The 17,120-nt window shown below is 42.5% G+C and carries 15 protein-coding genes, 1 pseudogene and 1 riboswitch; of the genes and pseudogenes, 9 read left to right on the forward strand and 7 right to left on the reverse strand.

Translation table 11 applies throughout. The features are described 5' to 3' along the window. Positions 1–5: 5 nt before the first annotated feature. The 4 genes from ABCW45_RS16420 to ABCW45_RS16435 all read right to left on the reverse strand — a co-directional run bounded on the left by ABCW45_RS16420 (position 6) and on the right by ABCW45_RS16435 (position 5,891). Entirely contained in the window at positions 6–1,550 is a 1,545-nt protein-coding gene (locus ABCW45_RS16420; protein ID WP_343221199.1) for a DUF1538 domain-containing protein, read from the reverse strand. A gap of 336 nt (positions 1,551–1,886) precedes the next feature. Then, positions 1,887–3,305 carry a YfcC family protein gene (locus ABCW45_RS16425; RefSeq protein ID WP_343221200.1) on the reverse strand — a complete coding sequence of 473 codons (1,419 nt, stop codon included), beginning with the start codon at positions 3,303–3,305 and terminating at the stop codon, positions 1,887–1,889. Then, a complete protein-coding gene (locus ABCW45_RS16430) occupies positions 3,299–4,432 on the reverse strand; it encodes an amidohydrolase (protein ID WP_117484032.1) in 1,134 nt (377 codons plus the stop codon). Before ABCW45_RS16430 ends, ABCW45_RS16425 begins: the two co-directional genes overlap by 7 nt. Before the next feature lie 58 nt (positions 4,433–4,490). Next, positions 4,491–5,891, reverse strand: a complete 1,401-nt coding sequence (locus ABCW45_RS16435; RefSeq protein WP_117484033.1) for a YfcC family protein — start codon at positions 5,889–5,891, stop codon at positions 4,491–4,493. 219 nt (positions 5,892–6,110) lie between these two features. On the opposite strand from ABCW45_RS16435, the gene ABCW45_RS16440 reads away from it, so the two are divergent. From ABCW45_RS16440 to ABCW45_RS16465, 6 genes are all read left to right on the forward strand, one after another. Further along, the gene (locus tag ABCW45_RS16440) at positions 6,111–6,905 is read left to right on the forward strand and encodes a MerR family transcriptional regulator (protein WP_117503132.1); all 795 of its coding nucleotides are present in this window, start codon (positions 6,111–6,113) and stop codon (positions 6,903–6,905) included. A 203-nt stretch (positions 6,906–7,108) separates the two neighbouring features. Continuing rightward, entirely contained in the window at positions 7,109–7,321 is a 213-nt protein-coding gene (locus ABCW45_RS17965; RefSeq protein WP_425518627.1) for a PF20097 family protein, read from the forward strand. Positions 7,322–7,398: 77 nt separating this feature from the next. After that, positions 7,399–8,478: a PDDEXK nuclease domain-containing protein gene (locus ABCW45_RS16445; RefSeq protein WP_117503131.1), complete on the forward strand. Its 1,080-nt coding sequence runs from the start codon at positions 7,399–7,401 to the stop codon at positions 8,476–8,478. 229 nt (positions 8,479–8,707) lie between these two features. Next, positions 8,708–9,367, forward strand: a complete 660-nt coding sequence (locus ABCW45_RS16450; protein ID WP_117503130.1) for a hypothetical protein — start codon at positions 8,708–8,710, stop codon at positions 9,365–9,367. 33 nt (positions 9,368–9,400) lie between these two features. Next, a complete protein-coding gene (locus ABCW45_RS16455) occupies positions 9,401–9,778 on the forward strand; it encodes a hypothetical protein (RefSeq protein ID WP_117503129.1) in 378 nt (125 codons plus the stop codon). A gap of 263 nt (positions 9,779–10,041) precedes the next feature. Continuing rightward, positions 10,042–10,113: riboswitch (Fluoride riboswitch) on the forward strand. Positions 10,114–10,163: 50 nt separating this feature from the next. Then, entirely contained in the window at positions 10,164–11,369 is a 1,206-nt protein-coding gene (locus ABCW45_RS16465) for a cation:proton antiporter (RefSeq protein ID WP_117503128.1), read from the forward strand. Positions 11,370–11,579: 210 nt separating this feature from the next. Here the strand turns inward: ABCW45_RS16465 and ABCW45_RS16470 are convergent, their stop codons facing one another. Both ABCW45_RS16470 and ABCW45_RS16475 read right to left on the reverse strand, forming a co-directional pair. Continuing rightward, entirely contained in the window at positions 11,580–11,933 is a 354-nt protein-coding gene (locus ABCW45_RS16470) for a hypothetical protein (RefSeq protein WP_343221201.1), read from the reverse strand. Positions 11,934–12,051: 118 nt separating this feature from the next. Then, positions 12,052–12,534 (reverse strand): hypothetical protein, encoded by a 483-nt coding sequence (locus ABCW45_RS16475; RefSeq protein ID WP_343221202.1) that lies wholly within the window; start codon positions 12,532–12,534, stop codon positions 12,052–12,054. Between the two features lie 315 nt (positions 12,535–12,849). Between ABCW45_RS16475 and ABCW45_RS16480 the strand changes: the two genes are divergently transcribed. Then, positions 12,850–13,575 (forward strand): response regulator transcription factor, encoded by a 726-nt coding sequence (locus tag ABCW45_RS16480; protein ID WP_117503125.1) that lies wholly within the window; start codon positions 12,850–12,852, stop codon positions 13,573–13,575. Between the two features lie 587 nt (positions 13,576–14,162). Continuing rightward, a complete protein-coding gene (locus ABCW45_RS16485; protein ID WP_343221203.1) occupies positions 14,163–15,002 on the forward strand; it encodes a sensor histidine kinase in 840 nt (279 codons plus the stop codon). A gap of 314 nt (positions 15,003–15,316) precedes the next feature. On the opposite strand, the gene ABCW45_RS16490 is transcribed toward ABCW45_RS16485, so the two are convergent. Further along, entirely contained in the window at positions 15,317–16,573 is a 1,257-nt protein-coding gene (locus tag ABCW45_RS16490; RefSeq protein ID WP_242998003.1) for a M20 metallopeptidase family protein, read from the reverse strand. A 396-nt stretch (positions 16,574–16,969) separates the two neighbouring features. Between ABCW45_RS16490 and ABCW45_RS16495 the strand changes: the two are divergent. Continuing rightward, a pseudogene (locus tag ABCW45_RS16495) lies at positions 16,970–17,120 on the forward strand (Type 1 glutamine amidotransferase-like domain-containing protein); the annotation flags it as partial.

The following is a 17,120-nucleotide window of genomic DNA, read 5'->3' on the forward strand; positions in this document are numbered from 1 at the left end:
ACCTCCTACAATTCAATAATCGCGTCATCATCCAGCAGCTCAAACGCCGCGTATGCCCCGGACTGTCCATGAGCTGCGGACATTCCTTCCTGCGCTCCGCGCTTCGATCTTATTCTCGAAGTTAGCCCCATGACCTGGATCGTGATAAGCGGTGTCATGGCAACCATTGCGACCACACCGAAAGCATCTGTGACGATGTTTCCTCCAAGAGCGGAGCAGGCTCCCTGTGCCATCGGAAGCAGAAACGCTGCCGTCATCGGTCCCGATGCCACGCCGCCGGAGTCGAAGGCGATCGCTGTATAGATCTTCGGCACAAAAAACGAGATTCCCAGTGCGATCGCGTATCCCGGAATGAGAAACCACAGGATCGAGATTCCTGTGAGTACCCGCACCATCGCAAGTCCGAGAGAAACCGCAACGCCCAGGGAAAGTCCCATTCCCATGGCCTTCGAGGAGATCGCTCCGTCCGTGATCTCCTCAACCTGTTTATTGAGAACGTACACGGCCGGCTCTGCCTTTACGATGAAGTATCCCATGATCATTGCGATGGGAACAAGGAACAGCGGGTGGGCGGACTTCGCAAGCACCTGTCCGAGATAATTTCCCGCCGGCATGAAGCCCACGTTCACTCCCGTAAGAAAAAGTACCAGCCCCGCGTATGTATAGGCAAGACCGATCGCGATCTTCTTTAATTTTCTTGTTGTTAATTTTAACATGAAAATCTGGAAAATCATAAAAAATAAGATAATAGGCAGTAAGGAGACCGCAATCTCCTTCATGTAGGCCGGAAGTTCCCTTGCAAAGAGCAGGAACAGTTCTTTTGAATCACCGATCTCCGGAATCACCGGCGGTGTGTAGGAGCTGCTGTCCGCCTTGAAGATCATGCTTAAGATCATGACTGCGAGAATCGGTCCGATGGAGCAGAGCGCCACGAGACCGAAGCTGTCGTCCGCCGCGTGGCGGTCGCTTCGCGTTGCAGAGATTCCGACACCGAGTGCCATGATAAACGGCACCGTCATCGGTCCCGTCGTAACGCCGCCGGAGTCAAAGGCCACGCTTAAAAAATCCTTCGGCACGAACATCGCCAGTACAAACACCACGCCGTAAAAAGCAAGCAGCAACGGCGGAAGTGCCACGGAGAACAACATTCGCAGCAGTGCCACGACAAGAAATGCGCCGACTCCGCATGCTACGGACAAGATCAGCGTCATGTTCGGCACAGCCGGAACCTGATTCGCCAGAACCTGAAGATCCGGCTCCGAGATCGTAATGATGAAGCCTAGGAGAAAGGACAGCCCGATCACCACCGGAAGCTTCCGGCTCTTCGTCAGGCACGTTCCCACTCGCTCGCCCATCGGTGACATGGCAAGCTCTGCGCCAAGTGTAAAAAGCATCATTCCCGCAAGCAAAAGGACTGCTCCCAAAAGGAAACAGAGCAGGATGCTGGAGGAGATGGGCGCGATCACAAAGCAGAGCACCAGCACGATCGCGATGATCGGCAGTACCGCCTGCAGCGCCTCATTCCACTTCTCCCGCAGTTTTTTTGTCATTCCCAATATTCCACTCTCCTGTCTTTTTGAGGCGGACATTCCCATTCTCTCAAAATCCGCCCTGTTACTTGGTTTCTTTCCACATTCGTGTTCTCTCCGCCAGGTATTTCACGAACAGGGGATGCCGTTACAGGATCTGTGGGCTTGCAGCGCCACGATCCTGTAACCGGCGAATTATGTTTAGTATAACATGGGAATTGTGAGAAAAGTATGTTTTGAGAGGTTAAGATTCCGCTAAAAAAAGGCGGTTTTGTTCAGATAATTTACTACTATAAAAAAGATATCAGGCGGTTAAACAGCCCGGAGCTTTCCCTGCCCGCCTGTGCACAGGGAACATCAATAAACGTAAACCGACAATGCTATAAAAAACACCTGCAGGATCGTCATGATCAAAAACAGAGGTGTAATAAATTTATACCATCGCTCAAGCGGGATTCCCATCAGACCGCATTCCAATGAACAGTTCGTTGGCCAGAACATGTCCGAAAAGCCGTCACCAAAACAATATGCCAATACCGCTGTCTGGCGGCTTACGCCTACAATATCAGCTACAGGTGCCATAATTGGCATAGTGATCGTAGCCTGACTGGAAGAACCATTAATGAAAATATTAATGATGCTCTGCAAAAACAACATTCCAATAGCAGAAATGACGGGATTCCCGATATCCAGAAGAGAAGAAAGGTAGTAAACTATTGTATCGGAAATAAGTGCTTCTTTCATGACAATAAGAATACCCCGGGTAAATCCAATCACAAGGATCGAGGATACTACGCTCTTAGTTGACTCAATAAAAGTAAGACAGATCTCATTCAGACTGCTTCCTCCCACGACTCCCGCCACTACCATCATTGCTAAAAATAGTGAAGATATCTCATCGATATACCATCCAAGCATGCTCGTTCCGTAAAGCAGGATCCCTATCGTAGCAAAAAACAAAATCGTACACAATTTGCGGCGAAATGTAAAGTTCACCTCTTTATCATACTGCTTTTTGTCCGATTGTTCCACTTCATCACAGCCATATAAAACTGAAAGTTCAGGATTCTGTTTTACTTTTCTGGCATAGCGCATCATATACCAAATAGATACCATTTCAAATACTGCAAAAATCACGGCGCGATAGGCAACGCCGGAATTCAGCGGTACATCAGCGATGGTCTGGGCAATTCCTACTGAAAACGGGTTTGTCATAGCTGCCGCAAATCCGGTAGCTACGCCAATATAAACGACGGCACCTCCTACAAGATTGTCATAGCCTAACGCTAGCATTATGCTTGCAAACAACGGCACAAGACCATAGGTTTCTTCAAATATACCCAATGTTGATCCGAGCATGCCAAACAACAGCATTCCTACAGGTATCAACAATTCGGTACGTTTCCCCATCAATTTAAGCAGCGCAGACACCGCAGCATCCAGTGTGCCGTTGTCTTTCAATACATAAACAAAGCCATATGCAAAAACAATAAGAAACAAGATATCTGCAGCACTTACATAGCCACGAGACACCGAAAGAAAAATATCAAAGAAGTCTGGGCGGTTTCCTTCAACAAAATGGAAACTGTCAGGTAATACGATCGTTTTTCCATTCGCAGGATCAATGACCCGATCATATTCTCCTCCGGGAATGATATACGTCAATCCTACTACAACCAGTAAAATAATCGTTAAAATTACATATGTATGAGGTAATTTCCACCCGATAAATGACTTTTTACACTTTTCAGTCAAGTTCTTTTGCTTTTTTAACATTCCTGTTTTCCTTCAATAAAAACATGTTCTGCTTTCGCATGAATATCAAATGGATGATGACTCCAGATAACGAGATCCGCATCTTTTCCGCTGACAAGCGCACCTTTTCGATCATCGATACCCAAAATCTCTGCAGGATATGATGTTACTGCGCGCAATGCTTCCGCATCATCCATGCCAAAGCGAACAGCCATAGCAGCATAAATAGGCAAATAATACAACGGTGTTACATCATGATCGGCTGTGATGCAGACTTTAACACCTGCCCTATTGAGGATGCCGGCAGTCTCAAAGCTCTTATTCCAAACCTCCTGCTTGCTGCACGGGTTCATGCTTGGACCGACAATCGCAGGAAAACCGCTGGCTGCTATATGTTCAGCAATGTCGATCCCATCCGTGCAATGAACTATAACGATCCTGATATCGTACTCCTTGGCAATACGGATCGCTGTACAGATATCATCCGAACGGTGAGCGTGAATATGCAACGGTATTTCTTTCCTCAGAACCATAGCCATATTTTCCTTGCCGGGATCGCATCGGAAATGATCACCATTCTTTTCCGCTTCTTCCTTCTCAAAAAGATATTCCTTCGTATCTTCCAGACACTTACGTAAGTGATAAGCAGTGCCCATACGTGAGGCGAATCCATGCTTAGCTGCCTTCGGGTTTTCTCCAAGGCTGCCTTTCACAGCAGCCTTGCGGGTCACGATCATCTCATCTGCAATCTTACCCGTTAACCGGATAACCGAAGCAACACCTCCGATAACACCATCACTGCCCGGACAAACACAGGCACAGGTTACTCCTGCCCGGACAGATCGTTCCACCGCTCTGTCAAAAGGATACAGACCGTCCAGCACTTCTAACTGAGGGGTAATCGCATCCGAGTAATCGCAACAATCATCACCCACTTCTCCCATACCTTCTTCGCTGATACAAATATGACTGTGAGCATCAATGAAACCTGGCGTTATATATTTTCCCGCCGCATCTATCACTTCTTCATTTTCTTTTGGAGAAATATTGAAATCCACTTCCGTTATTTTCGTATTTTCGATACGAATATCCAATTTTTCAAAATCATTTGTACAAGTAGTAAACAAATATCCGTTTTTAATAAGCATCAGTGCTACCTCTAAATATAATATTTTTTATTCCTATATATGGGATATATGGGATCTGCTAATAACCAATCATTACAGCCGCCGTCATAAATACAAACTCCATAATAAACAGGATGCCAAACAACGGAGTAATAAATTTATACCATTTGTTAATCGGCACTCCCATCAGACCACAACAAAGAGCGCAGGAAGTCGGCCAGAATATATCTGCGAAGCTGTGTCCCAACTGGTATGCCAATACGGCAATTGAACGGCTCATACCAACCAGTTCGGCTGTTGGTGCCAAAATCGGCATTGTAATCGTTGCCGCACTTGTTGAACCATTGATAAAGAGTTTTACAATGTTCTCAATTATGATCATTCCGTAGGCAGAGAGGTATGTACTTGTATTTTTAAGCAGGCTCACCAGGCCGTATACAATCGTATCTGTGATCATGCCCTCTTTCATTAAAATCAAGATTCCTCTGGTAAATCCGACAATTAACATAGAAGAAACCATGCTCTTAGTAGACTCAATAAATGTCTTACAGATCTCAGTTGCAGAATAACCGCTGATAATACCTGCAACCACCATTGCCATTAAGAAAAATGCTGATATTTCATCTACATACCAGCCCAGGTTCAAAATAGCATAGAATAAAAATATAATGACTCCAAAGAAAAGGACTAAACATAATCCCTGACGGATATTCATGGATGCAGTCTGTAATTCATCCAGGGATTTTGCCTTGACTGCATCCAGCTCAGTGCCATAAACCACAGACTTTGTCGGATTTTTTTTGACTTTGCGGGCATAGTACATCACATAAGCAATGGCAATGATCTCTGTGACAACAAAAATAAGCCAGCGGAATCCCATTCCTGAGTAAAGTTCAACACCTGCAATATCCTGTGCAATAGCGATGGTATAAGGATTCGTGGTGCCTGCGGCATATCCGATCGATACGCCTAAAAAGATAACTGCGCCGCCTACGACAGCATCATAACCCAGGGCAACAAAGATTCCTACGAAAACCGGAAACAGTCCATAGACTTCCTCATAAATACCCATGGTAGATGCCATTAAACCAAGAATCAGCATTGTGATCGGAATCAATAGCTGGACACAATTGCCAATCTTCCGTACTAAAGTTCCCAGCGCAGCATCCATCGTTCCATTTTTGGTTAAAACATAAACAAAACCATACGCAAAAATAATGAGGAACATAATATCAGCAGCGTCCACATAACCAGCTTCCAGAGCCTGAAACAGACCAAACAGCCCCGGCGCCTCAGCATCTACATACGCGTAAGAGTCAGGCACAACGACCATCTTTCCTGTAACCGCATCCTCTACACGCTCATAAGATCCGGCAGGAATGATGTGTGTAAGAATCAGCACGATGAACATAATAGTGACAAGTATCACATATGTATGCGGCATCTTAAAGTTTTTGATCCTTTCCTTTAAAGTTCTCATAAGTACCTCCTTAGTTTATAATCTTTGTAGCAACACTGCATGTTTTCTGAATGCTTATCCATCACCTTGCAGCACCACACTATAATACACATTCAGTCCCTTCAGCATTGCCTTTTCTTATATTTAAATCCTTAAAGTTACTTGAATGTCAAGTGTGAAATTGTTATAATAATAACAGTTGCTTTTTGATCATTATCCACATTCACCGGAGTTCTAAAAATGGGCAAAAAAAATCTTACCATCGGAGAAATATCCGAGATATTGAACATTACCCCTTCAACCCTTCGTTTTTGGGAAAAGGAGAACCTCTTTCATGTCAGCAAAAAGAGTAATCACTACCGAACCTATACCAATACGGATTTAATCGACATAGCCGATATCCTGTATTATCGGAATCTTGGAGTACCGGTTAAAGACATCCGTGCATTTTCTTCTCTGGAATTATCTGAATATGATCAGTTCCTGGAAAATCAGGAACGGGAACTCAACAAAAAGATTGAAGAATATCAGCAGATGCTGCTAAGATCGCAAAGTCTGAAGAGGAACTATTATCGGTTGCTGAGACTGCTCGTCAATCCCTTTATCCTTGAGACTCCGGACTTTCATCACGTCATCTCATGGGATTTCCGTGAAAAAGAACGGATCCGGCAATACGTATCCGATCCTTCATACTACGTCTGGTGTAAGGATACCAACTCAGAAATTTCTGGACGTAAAGGACTCATTGTATCTGAAAACAGTTCTTATTCCCGCTCGGATCTCATATGGGAAAACAGACCCGGCAGCCGCTACATCAGTTTTCCCGTCAAAGCCATGATTGAAAATGATTATTCCGGACTTGAAGCGCCAAAGATCGTAGCTGAAGTACAGCGCCATACCACTACCGGTTATTTAATTACTCGTCACCTCTTAAACTGCAAGATCAATGGCGAAAATGTCGAATATCTGCAGGCTTATCTTGAAATCACTGGAGCGTGGGATGATTCATTTACGAAAAGATTAATGTTAGATTAATGTTTTGGTGAATATATCCTTTTTAGACAAATGAAATTATGCATGATTTTTCACAAAAAACACTCTTTAGATTTGTAAAATAACTCCCTTTTCGGAATTGTGTACCCATGGGAAATGAGTTTATAAATATACAATGCAAACAGCAGACATCTATTTTACAATCAAATATATAAAAACTAGTATTTATAGGGGGGTAAATCAGCATGAAATGTCCATATCGTGGTGAAGAAATGATGAGAGGATACCTGATGAGCTCACGAGACATTACTTTTACAATTGATAATCAGACAAAAGTTTTTCATACAAAAAAATCGGACGATTTGGAATTGAGTAAAAGTTCAGGAGGAATCCCTCATTGTGAAGCTTATCGTTGTAGTAGTTGTAAAAAGATTTTGATTGATTATGCAAATAGATAACTTCCAATCTTTCGGTGAGATTGAAACTCAGCGACAACTCGGAAGTTGTCGAACTGACACATTAGAAAGGGTTATATATGAGTGAATTGATTAAGGCTGATAATGAATATAAAGAGTGGATTACCGGAATATCTACTGATTTTAGAAAAAGCCAAATCAGAGCTTCTATGAAGATAAATGATGAGATGCTAAGGTTTTATTGGAAGCTTGGTAAGGGTATTTCATCTATGAGTGAACAGTTCGGATATGGAATGGGATTCTATAAAACGGTGAGTGATGATTTGAAATCCATTTTGCCAGATGTGAAATCATTTTCTCCAACTAATTTGAAATATATGAGATACTTTTATGAGATGTATTCTGATGCAGTATTTTGTCCTCAGGTTGAGGATGAATTGATTGCAGATGCAAATCGTCCCCAAGTTGGGGATGATTTACAAATCATTTTTAGAATTCCATGGGGACATAACAAAATAATACTTGATAAATGCAGAGGAAATTCTGCAAAGGCATTGTTTTATATCAGAAAGACTATTGAAAACAATTGGTCAAGAAATGTTTTACTAAACTTCTTAGGAACGGATTTGTATGAACGCCAGGGCAAAGCAATAACTAACTTTTCTAATACACTTCCGATAGAACAGAGCGATTTAGCGCAAGCAATTACGAAGGATCCATACAATTTTGATTTTTTGACTTTGCGTGAAAGGTATGATGAAAAGGAACTAAAGGATGCGCTTATAGAGAAAGTTAATAATTTTCTTATGGAGTTAGGTACTGGCTTTGCTTATATGGGCAGGGAAGTGAGAATTGAGGTAGGAGATACTGAAAAATTTATAGACATGTTATTTTACAATACTCAAAGGCATTGCTATGTAGTTGTAGAAATAAAGACAGGAAAATTTGATTCTTCCTATGCAGGTCAATTGGGAACTTATGTTGTAGCTGTTAATCATCAGATGAAAACAGAAGCTGATAATCCTACTTTGGGACTTCTGATTTGTAAAGATATGGATAAAGTAGAAGCCCAGTATGCATTAGAATCAACTAGCCAGCCACTTGGTATTTCTAGTTATGAATTATCAAAACTTATACCAGAAGAGTTCAGAGGTAGTATGCCTACCATTGAAGAGATTGAGGCTGAATTAAATGAATAACTTCCAGGTTGTCGAGCTGATAACTTATATCCTCGAAAGGCAGAAGAAACAGAGCTAAAGCATTTTGGTAAAATGTTTTTTGAAGTAAGGACTCAATAAAAGCACATGACCTTGACGGAGGCTGGTATTGTCCAAATTGCAAGAAGGTAATTGTGCTTTGGAAGCAAACGAGCAAAGGCAACTCCCAATTTATCGAACCCATACAAACGGGGAGTTGGAGGAGGTATCTATGATAAAGCGATTTGATAAAGTTGATGGCAGTTATGTTGAAAAAATATATGGGCAAGATAGATATGGCTATTCCAAGAGTGATACGATAGATTTCTATGATTTAGTCGAGTTAGCAAAGGAAGGAATTAGTAGAGGATCGGTTGTACTTATCTATGATTTCGAAAAAGGGAAGGTATACACTCCATTTGAAAAGCAGAATAATATTGTTTATGGAGATCCGGTATATGTAGAAAAATTCATATATTTTTTGCAGTGTGATTATAACAAGAAAAGAATTTCTTTATATCGCTATTTACCAGAGAAAATACTGGAAAAAGTTGCAGAATTAAACCTCGATGATTTGAATCCATATAATTTGCATATTGTAGGTAATCCACTATATATCATAAGTCAGGAAGCTGGAGAAGGATTTCGATGTTATTATCCAACGGAATTTTTCTTCCCATTAAAGCACAATGAATCGGTGATTTTTATAGAGGATGGCAAGGTCTATATTGAAGCTTGGATAGAAGAAGGTTGGGATGACGAAAACAACTGTGCAACAGATGATTATAAATATTACGACAAAATCATAGTAAAAGATTTTGCAGGTAATAAAATTTCCGAAGAGGTAGGTTGTTTGAACAAAGGTCCTGATGGAAATTGGTGGATTTCATAAATACAAACAACTCGATTGGTCGGAAACTGGTGAATGATAATGGCGATAAATGTAGAGCAGACAAAAAAGTATTATAAGGATATTAAGCAAGAGGATTTGTGCGACTGTAATTACTGTAAGAATTATTATTTGCAAGTAAAAGATGCATATCCTAAGGTAGCAGAGTTTTTGGACAGCATAGGAATAGATATTGAAAAGCCATTTGAAACAAGCCCATTAGAGCCTGATGAGCATGGGATGCTGGAGTATTGTATATGCCAGTATATAGTAATTGGTTCCGCTCCAAGTGAATTATCAAAAGAAATAGAAAATGTGAAGATTGATATTTCAGAATCGCATCCGAGTACAGATCTGATTCAGGAACATTTTGTGATAGACATTTATCCAATCTGTTTAAAATGGATTCTGTAATGCGGGCAAATTCCAGTTTGATGAAATAAAGAAATTATTGGAGAGGGAAAATATGGTTGGAAGTATTTCGATTTCAGAGCAGATGGATTTGGGAAAAGCAGAGCGTTTTATTTCAGAGACCCGGATGGAATCATTCTTGAGATGATGCAACCGTTATAAAAGGAGACTAATCAGAATTTGTAGTATGATTTGTGAATCAAAGTGACAATGATGATAATTTCCAAAATAACTTGACATGATAAGAAGTCAGAGGTATTATTGAAACCGTTAAAGGGAATGAAGTTCTCCCTTGGGAAACCTAAACCGCTTTTTAAGCTGATGACTTCTGCGATTATCTGTTCGCAGAAAGGCATCAGCTTTTTTGCGTCCAAAGGAGGAGAATTTTATGTTAACATCACTGGCTTTCATTTTTCTTGTTGGTCTGTTCATGGCTGCAATTTGTCAACGGCTCAAGCTGCCCCGCATTATTGGTATGCTGATTACGGGTATTGTGCTGGGACCTTATGTCCTTGACCTGCTCGATCCCTCTATCCTGTCCATTTCCGCTGACCTACGGCAAATGGCTCTTATCATCATTCTGCTCAAAGCAGGGCTATCCCTCAATCTGGCTGATTTGAAAAGGGTAGGACGACCCGCCATTATGATGTCCTGTGTCCCGGCAAGCTGTGAAATATTAGCGTTCTTTCTGTTTGCGCCTGGCATTTTAGGCGTTACCAGAATAGAGGCCGCTGTCATGGGCGCTGTCCTCGGCGCAGTTTCTCCGGCAGTCGTTGTGCCACGCATGGTTCAGTTGATGGACTCAAAATACGGCACAGACAAAAGTATTCCCCAGCTTATTCTGGTAGGGGCGTCCTGCGACGATATTTTCGTTATTGTGCTGTTCTCTACCTTTCTCGGCATGGCACAGGGCGGTCATGCAAATTTGATGGATTTTATCAATATCCCGGTTTCCATCGTCCTCGGCATTGCCTTGGGCGCAATCACCGGGTATCTGCTCAGTTTGTTTTTTGAAACTGCCTACACACATAACCACTGCGTCCGAAACAGCATGAAAGTAATCGTTGTTTTGGGCGTATCGTTCCTGCTCATGGCGATTGAAACATGGTTGAAGGAGAGTATATCTGTCTCCGGTCTGTTGGCCGTAGTAAGCATGGCTTGCGTTCTCAAAATCAAAAGTGTTACCTTTGTATCAAAACGATTGTCTGAAAAATTCGGAAAACTCTGGCTGGCGGCGGAAGTGCTCCTGTTTGTGCTGGTCGGTGCGGCGGTGGATATTCGTTATACACTGAACGCTGGCATTGCGGCGATATTGATGATCTTCCTCGCCCTTATTTTCCGTTCTGCGGGTGTTGCTCTTTGTTTAGTCGGCACACCTTTGACATGGAAAGAGCGTCTTTTCTGTATGATTGCCTATCTACCCAAAGCCACTGTACAGGCAGCAATTGGTTCTGTGCCACTTGCAGCAGGTCTTGCATGTGGGAAAATCGTTTTATCAGTTGCCGTTATGGCAATTGTTACTGCTGCTCCTGTGGGTGCTTTTGGAATGGATGTCTTGTATAAGAAATTATTAAATAGAGATTTAACAGATTGATATATCGAGTATAAATCCAAGTTTGAAGAACCGTTAGGTAAGTTCAGGTTCAATAAACCCATGTGTAAATATGCATATTACTTAGAATTTTAAGTAAGGGGAACACTTTTCCGAAATGGGAGTAAAATAATACTTTTTATGAGCTATCTATTGCATCACATACACTAAGAGCAGCGGATAGCATTCCGCTGCTCGTAATAGCTTCTTCTTTTATTGGAATATCGTTTTAAAAACCGGCTGCATGGACGAAATCCATGTATTCTCTTCCGCATTATAATACTTTGTATCTGCATTTACCGCAAACGGAATTCCTGCATCACTCAATGCTTTCGTCATAAATCCTGCAAATACTGTCTGCTCTTCTACACTGTATGTATTTCCTTTATTATAGTTGCCCGGCATCCAGGCTCCAACCCATGTCGGAATTCCCGTCTGCTGCTGCCATGCAAGCGCCGTCTGGATCTTATCTGTAATCAGCTTTTTCTCAGCATCCGTTCCCGTAGTCCACAGCTTCTTTTCATTTGTCTTATCCGGCCCGGATGCGTAAAAATGCCATTCTGCCATAAGATATCCATTGTGTGCACTTGGAATTTTCAGCTCTGACAAATAATTAGGGGCTGACCGCCAGAAGCACAGAAACTGCCAAGCCCAAATAAATTCTTTTCAATCTCGTTTCTTCCACTTATTGCCCGGAAGAAAGAAGATCATCAATCTGTTTCCAAATGCTATTGATCTCTTTCAGCATTTCCAGACGTTTTTCCTTTTCTTTTTCTGCTTCTTTTAATTTTAGGATTGCTGTGTCAAAATCTTTGTTCTCGGCAGCCGCCTTCGCTTCTGCGCGAAGATTCTTTACCTGGGAATCCCCGTTTTCCTCACGGATCGTTTTTATTTTCCCATGAAGTGTTTTTGCCTCTTTCCACACTTCCTTGTCAACCGGAAGCTCTCCTGTCTCCTTTTTGTTCAGATGAATATTCTTGAAATGTTCCTTGATAGTTTTATTGGATTCCCTGAGAACATCCATCTGCTCCTCCATCACTTTCATCTCAGTACGGATCGGTTCCGCTTCCGCCCTATATTCTTTTCTTGTCTCAGCCGCAAACGCAGAGAAGGACATGATTGCAGTAAGCGATAACGCCGCGCATAAAATTTTTAAACCTTTCTTCATCTTGTTACCTCCATCAGTCAAGCGGATATTCGCAATCCGCTTCGCTACTTGCTCATAACCGAATAACTGCTCCGCAGTTTATCAGAAGGAGCTTGCACTCCTCCTGATACAAGCAAGTCCTCACCCACTGCTTATTGCTTTTCGCAATTAAATCAGGGGACTTACTTGATTCGGTTAAATTATTTTATGTGTTTATCATACCGCTATCCCTGTGTGCATTACCAGTTCACCTGTGTGGCAAAAATGCGGCAATCATTTACGGTTTTAAACTTTCCTGTTAATATGAAAACATAAATACAAATGAGGTAATTTATCATGTCAAAACTGATCTATGTAGTAGATGATGAGTCGAATATCCGTACAATGATGCAGCTATTTCTTGAAAATGAAGGCTTTACAGTAGAGACGTTTAAAGATGGTCAGGAAGCCTGTCAGGCCTTTTCCGCAAAAGAACCCGATATGCTGATCCTCGATATCATGATGCCCGGAATCGACGGTCTCAGTCTATGTACCTATTTCCGTCGCCAAAGCCACGTTCCCATTATTTTTGTATCTGCCAAAGATACGCCGCTCGACCGTGTTATGGGAATCACTCTCGGAAGCGATGATTATATTACAAAGCCCTTTCTTCCATTAGAGTTCGTTGCGCGGGTAAAGGCATTATTCCGCCGGTCTGATCCACACTTTTACGATGCCGGCATGACCGATCCTGTCACCCGGTTTGTATGTGGAAATCTGGTTCTTTTTCCTGTCAGCCACAGAGTCACAATTCAGGAACATGATCTCAATGTAACACCGACAGAATTTGATTTTCTGCTGTATATGATACAACGGGCAGATAACGCTGTTTCTAAAAAAGAATTAGCCGAACAGGTCTGGCATTTTCAAGGTCCTGATCCGGAAGCAGATATGCCGGAGGATTTTATTAAACGACTTCGAAAAAAACTACTTTCGTTCGGATCTACTGCCCTGATCGAGACGGTATGGGGCTTTGGTTATCGAATGAGCGAACGAAGGCCAGAAGGGATCGAATCAATATGATTGGAAAGAGTATCCAGACACGTTTATTTTCTGCAGTTTTTCTCGTGATTTTTATGATAACCTTCGGAGTCGGAATCACCTTTTTCCTTTCTTCCCGTTGGTATGTACAGTACACTGCCAGGAAAGAAACAGAGCATCTGATCGGGATGGTTCAGTCGGAGTCGGATCGTTTGAGCACTGACCCGGCTTACACTTCTTCAGATTCTAAGGAAAATACGCGCGAATCTTCAAAAGCTTTGCTTCGTTCTGTCCGGCTGCAGCTTAGAGATCAGCCTTATAATGGTATATTTTTGATTTTTAATTCCAAGCAAAAACTTGTCTTCCCTAAATCCGGTAATGACCGGAATATTTATCCGGTATCTGCTTTGGAGGAACAGTGCCGCCGGATGATCCAGTCAGGGGAACTGATTTCCGGAAAAACGTCCCGCATTTTACTTTCTGAAGACTTCTGGTACATCAGTATGTATGTGTTTCCGTCCAGTACACCTGTACGGGCAAAGTATTTTGTTTCGGTTGTCCAAATTCCGGATTCATCTGTTTTCTGGAATTATACATGGAAATTGTATCTTGCGATTTTAATCGCTTCTGTGTTTTTATCATCTTTTTTAGTATGGGGAATTGCAAGAACCATCTCTGTCCCGCTCCGGCATCTTTGTCTCCAGATCCAGAGGATCAATGGAGAAACAGACGCACAGATCCATGATTCCTATTCTTTAAATGAACTGGAATCTTTAAAACGATCCTATAACCAGATGGAAGAAACGATCCGAAGATCCGAGGAAGAAAAAAGACAGTTTTTTCAAAACGCTTCCCATGATCTGAAAACGCCGCTTGCGTCTATCACCGGGTATTCCCAGGGGATCGTTTCCAATGTCATAAAGGATCATCAGAAAGCTGCCAGTATCATTCTTTCTGAAAGTCTGCGCATGACTGACCTTGTAGAAAGCATTCTTTCTCTCTCAAAAATGGACAGTCACACATTTGACCTGCATCCGACAGATCTGGAAGTCATGGAATTTCTTGATGAGTGTGTGGATATCATGAGTACGATCCGAAGGGACTGCGTGATACATCTTGAAGCTGCACGTCCACTAATGATCCACACGGATCCGGAATTGTTGAAGCGGGTGATACAAAATATTCTTTCAAACTGTCTGCGATATGCCGATCACGAGATTCTGATCCGTATGAGTACAGATGGTAACTCGCTGATCCTTCTGATACAGGATGATGGTCCAGGATTCCTGGAAAAAGAGCTCCCTCATATTTTTGAACGTTTTTATAAGGGTGATGGTGGAAAAAATGGAATTGGTCTTTCGATTGTATGGACCGGCATCCACTATCTTGGCGGATCCATTACCGCCGGAAACCGCGCTGTGCCGGAACACGGGGCTTATTATCGGCTTTTATTGCCTCTGTCTTTTTAACCGAATCAAGTAAGTCCTAGCTTCAATTGCGAAAAGCAATAAGCAGTGGGTGGAGACTTACTTGTATCAGGAGGAGTGCAAGTTCCTTCTGATAAACTGCGGAGCAGTTATCCGGTTATGAGCAAGCAGCGAAACGGATTGCGAATATCCGCTTGACAATTGCCAATCTCTCGTGCAAACACAGGCTTTAACTCGGTACCCACGTATGTACGCAAAAAGACCGGCATATCAAATTTCTTCTTGATACACCGGTCTTTTTATTGCTATTCGGCCTTTTTATCCGTTAATGGTAATTTTTACCATTTCTGTTGCTTTTACAGGTTTCTCTCAACCAGATTCTTTAAGGTTCCCTCGAACGGCTTGAACGGAATCTCCTTGTCGTAGTTTAAGAAATCTTTCACGTATCCAAGTGCTGCTGCAACACCGTAGATCATACCGCGCTCATCCACATCGAATTCCGGTGTGTGATGGTTTGCACCGGTTCCGGCCTCCTCGCTCTGGATGCCTGTGAAGGTGATGATACCCGGCCAGAGCTTTAAGCATGCCTGCATGCTCTCAGATGCCATCCACGGCTGTGCAACCGTAACAGCATCCTCACCGATATATTTTCTTACTGCGTTCTTCGCGATCTCGCTGCAGACTGCGTTGTTCTGGCATTCGAACAGCGGATCCGGCATATGAAGGATTTCATATGTACACTGGCAGAGCTCGCACTCTTTCTCGACTACATCCATCAGCTGTTTTACAAACGGTGCGCCTGCGCCGTCAACATTGAAGGTACGGATCGTACCGCCGAAGGTCAGCTCGTCCGGAATAATGTTGCGGACGGTTCCGCAGTTTACGAAACCAACGGAGCAGGTCAGGATATCCGTCGGAGCCACATATTTCATGCGGATCATATTGATATGGTTATAGATATTGTTGAAGCAGTCTAAAACACTGTGGGCAAGATCCGGACGGGATCCGTGACCGGCCTGGCCGTGAAGCTTGATGATAAATCCGTATGCACCGGAAAATACCGCGCCTGGCTCCGCGGAGATCGTTCCTGTCGGAACATCCCATTTTACATGTGTTGCCATACAGGTATCGATCTTTAATTTCATTGTCTCAACGGCATACGGAAGTAGATTTCTGATATTTCCGCCGGCTTCCTCGCCACGCTCAAAGAGGAGGACGATATTGCCGTTTAAGTCTTCCTTATTCTCGTTTAAGATCTTTGCCTCAGCAAGAAGCATCGCTGTGTGGGCGTCATGTCCGCAGGCGTGGGAGATTCCATCGTTCTTAGAGATGCAGACCTTTTCCTTTGTGAGGTTTGTCTTGCTCTCCTTGATTGGAAGTGCGTCCATATCGGCACGAAGAAGAACGGTTTTTCCAGGTTTTCCGCCGTGGATCTGTCCGATAATACCACCTTCCGGAACGACTACATACTCGATTCCCAGCGCATCGAGCTCAGAGGCAATATATTTTACTGTCTCGTACTCAACACCGCTGTTTTCCGGATACTCGTGCATATGTCTTCTGATCCTTACCATGTAGTCGAAATTTTTCTTCGCTTCGTTTAAAATATCCATATTTTCTCCATTCCGGCGGAACCGCTTCGCCATTTACCGACAGCGCAGTTTGTCCGTCTCTTCAGTTTTGGATTTTCAATAACTGCTGATATCTTCACAGTTATGATCTGAAAATATCCGTTTCCAGACGTCTCTATATTAACACGCGCAGGGAACTAAATCCAGTCCCCTGCGCAGCTTATTTTTTTAGTCCCTATTTACATTTGTGTGTCTGATGTATCAACAGTATAATGATACATTTCACGAATTGCATATGCAATTAGAAAATCAAGTAGTCCAAATTCCATAAAATGAAATTTTAGGGCAAATTACAGACATTGGCTTGGCTGTAGTATTTTTAAACAACGTGTGTTAAACTACTGTTATACAAATCGAAATTTATAAAGGAGAATATTGATGAAATTATTTTTATGTTCGCACTTTTCAAGTGTAGGAAGTCTGATAAAGGAAGAAATTGAAAATAAGAAAGTCGCATTTATTCCAACAGCTTCACTGCGTGAAGGCTACACCGGTTATGTCGGCTCGGCTCGAAAATTATTCAAAAAGT

Source organism: Pilosibacter fragilis, from assembly GCF_032490495.1.
In the GTDB taxonomy this organism is placed as follows: domain Bacteria; phylum Bacillota; class Clostridia; order Lachnospirales; family Lachnospiraceae; genus Pilosibacter; species Pilosibacter fragilis.

Bases quoted from the DNA above. Each gene is read 5' to 3' on its own strand.
- ABCW45_RS16425 (WP_343221200.1), bottom strand. From the start codon at position 3,305: ATGTTAAAAAAGCAAAAGAACTTGACTGAAAAGTGTAAAAAGTCATTT.
- ABCW45_RS16465 (WP_117503128.1), top strand. From the start codon at position 10,164: ATGTTAACATCACTGGCTTTCATTTTTCTTGTTGGTCTGTTCATGGCT.
- ABCW45_RS16455 (WP_117503129.1), top strand. From the start codon at position 9,401: ATGATAATGGCGATAAATGTAGAGCAGACAAAAAAGTATTATAAGGAT.
- ABCW45_RS16480 (WP_117503125.1), top strand. From the start codon at position 12,850: ATGTCAAAACTGATCTATGTAGTAGATGATGAGTCGAATATCCGTACA.
- ABCW45_RS16490 (WP_242998003.1), bottom strand. From the start codon at position 16,573: ATGGATATTTTAAACGAAGCGAAGAAAAATTTCGACTACATGGTAAGG.
- ABCW45_RS16440 (WP_117503132.1), top strand. From the start codon at position 6,111: ATGGGCAAAAAAAATCTTACCATCGGAGAAATATCCGAGATATTGAAC.
- ABCW45_RS16470 (WP_343221201.1), bottom strand. From the start codon at position 11,933: ATGGCAGAATGGCATTTTTACGCATCCGGGCCGGATAAGACAAATGAA.
- ABCW45_RS16435 (WP_117484033.1), bottom strand. From the start codon at position 5,891: ATGAGAACTTTAAAGGAAAGGATCAAAAACTTTAAGATGCCGCATACA.
- ABCW45_RS16450 (WP_117503130.1), top strand. From the start codon at position 8,708: ATGATAAAGCGATTTGATAAAGTTGATGGCAGTTATGTTGAAAAAATA.
- ABCW45_RS16430 (WP_117484032.1), bottom strand. From the start codon at position 4,432: ATGCTTATTAAAAACGGATATTTGTTTACTACTTGTACAAATGATTTT.
- ABCW45_RS17965 (WP_425518627.1), top strand. From the start codon at position 7,109: ATGAAATGTCCATATCGTGGTGAAGAAATGATGAGAGGATACCTGATG.
- ABCW45_RS16420 (WP_343221199.1), bottom strand. From the start codon at position 1,550: ATGACAAAAAAACTGCGGGAGAAGTGGAATGAGGCGCTGCAGGCGGTA.
- ABCW45_RS16475 (WP_343221202.1), bottom strand. From the start codon at position 12,534: ATGAAGAAAGGTTTAAAAATTTTATGCGCGGCGTTATCGCTTACTGCA.
- ABCW45_RS16445 (WP_117503131.1), top strand. From the start codon at position 7,399: ATGAGTGAATTGATTAAGGCTGATAATGAATATAAAGAGTGGATTACC.